Genomic DNA, 1,546 nt, shown 5'->3' on the forward strand with positions numbered 1-1,546 from the left:
GTGAGAGTTTGAGGGAGCGCTGATCAATGCATCCCTTGGAGTTTGGCTTATGACAGTATCCATATCGGAGATATCCATGGAAATACTTTTTGTTCTGATGCAGGTAATGGCTGGTTTTCAGGGGGCACAGCAGATATGCTGGATGAATTTACCGACGCAAGTTCCTGATTGTGCAAATCCTGAGAGTTATGATGACTTCTGTTAATAGAAAAATCTTTCGCTGGAGTATTTTCTTGGTGTTGTTGATAATTTTTCTTTATTGGAATCATTGGTTCAGAACTTTTGAAGATCGTTCTTTTGAATCCACGTTGATTGAAAAATTAATCTCCAATAAAAAGGTGAAAATTAATGAAATAATACCGAATGGTGAGCGCGTATGTTTTTTTCCATCATACACAACGCCAAATTCAGTGAAGAATTCATTGTCCAAGAAGCAAAGGGATTTTCTGAATAGTAGAATTTATACCCTTGATAACGTAGGGGGTCATGTTTGGTGGATTGTTGTTCTATCAAAAGACGAAGTCATTAATGCCTATAGGATGACTGACGGCATCAGATCAAATTTCAAAGGTGGTATGTGTGTAAAACAAAAAAATTCGAAGTTTATCTTTTCCAGAAAAGATAGATTTACAGTATATTTCGATCTTTCAGAAGAAGTTTGATCATGGCAGGAGTGATGCCAGTGGAAAGGGCAGTAGCCCAAGGTCCAAAAAGATTTCCGAATGTTAGAATCAATTTCTTTTTTGGTACGGATAATAACATTTGGTGAATTGTTGTTCTGTCATTTATGAGATAAGCAGTGACGTCGGATTCAACTTCAAAGAAAGTGGGCGTGTAAAACAGAAAGTTAAAAATTTATATTTTCCAGAAAAAGTGAGTGTACAGTATATTTCTATCCTTCAGAAGGGATTTGACCATGACCATAGTTTCATTAACGACAATAGCCGCAACGGCAGGCTACAGTGTGAGAGTTTTGAAAAACCTTTTCGGTGCTGAGGCATCTCAATTCTGGGGTTCTGAAACCGGCAGGAATGATCCAAGTGATGCATTTAGGCATGCTTATGTGAGTGCCAGATTTTCTCAGTATCTTGGAAGCCATTCTGCAAATATTCTTGGTTTGCTTCATGAGTTGGTTCATAGGGATCCTGACATTCGTGAGATGGCGATGGACATATGGAACAATAAAATGGGGGCGGATATAGGGAGTAAATATAAATTGAGTGATGCTGACGCTGCATCTAAAATTGCGGATGATGTACGCAAAGCTTTGAGTGATGGTAGATTGATTACGGATTACGAAACAGATCAACGCGTCAATCATGGTAGAGATGGTAATGGCAGCGACGGCAGCGGTGGCAGCGACGGCAGCGGTGGCAGCGGTGGCAGCGACGGCAGCGACGGCAGCGACGGCAGCGACGGCAGCGACGGCAGCGACGGCAGCGACGAAAGCGACGGCAGCGACGAAAGCGACGAAAGCGACGAAAGCGACGAAAGCGACGAAAGCGACGAAAGCGACGAAAGCGACGAAAGCGACGAAAGCGACGAA

The 1,546-nt window shown here is 42.4% G+C and carries 2 protein-coding genes; both read left to right on the forward strand.

The genetic code is table 11. The features are described 5' to 3' along the window. Positions 1-191: 191 nt before the first annotated feature. Positions 192-662 carry a hypothetical protein gene (locus VTU_RS33155; protein WP_138927987.1) on the forward strand — a complete coding sequence of 157 codons (471 nt, stop codon included), beginning with the start codon at positions 192-194 and terminating at the stop codon, positions 660-662. Positions 663-916: 254 nt separating this feature from the next. Then, on the forward strand, positions 917-1,546 hold a 630-nt coding region (locus tag VTU_RS33160; RefSeq protein WP_201766171.1), incomplete at its 3' end, for a DUF6973 domain-containing protein.

Origin of the sequence: Verminephrobacter aporrectodeae subsp. tuberculatae At4 (genome assembly GCF_000193225.1) — a bacterium.
GTDB lineage: Bacteria > Pseudomonadota > Gammaproteobacteria > Burkholderiales > Burkholderiaceae_C > Acidovorax > Acidovorax aporrectodeae.

Coding starts and splice junctions, on each gene's coding strand:
- VTU_RS33155 (WP_138927987.1), top strand. CDS start 192: ATGACTTCTGTTAATAGAAAAATCTTTCGCTGGAGTATTTTCTTGGTG.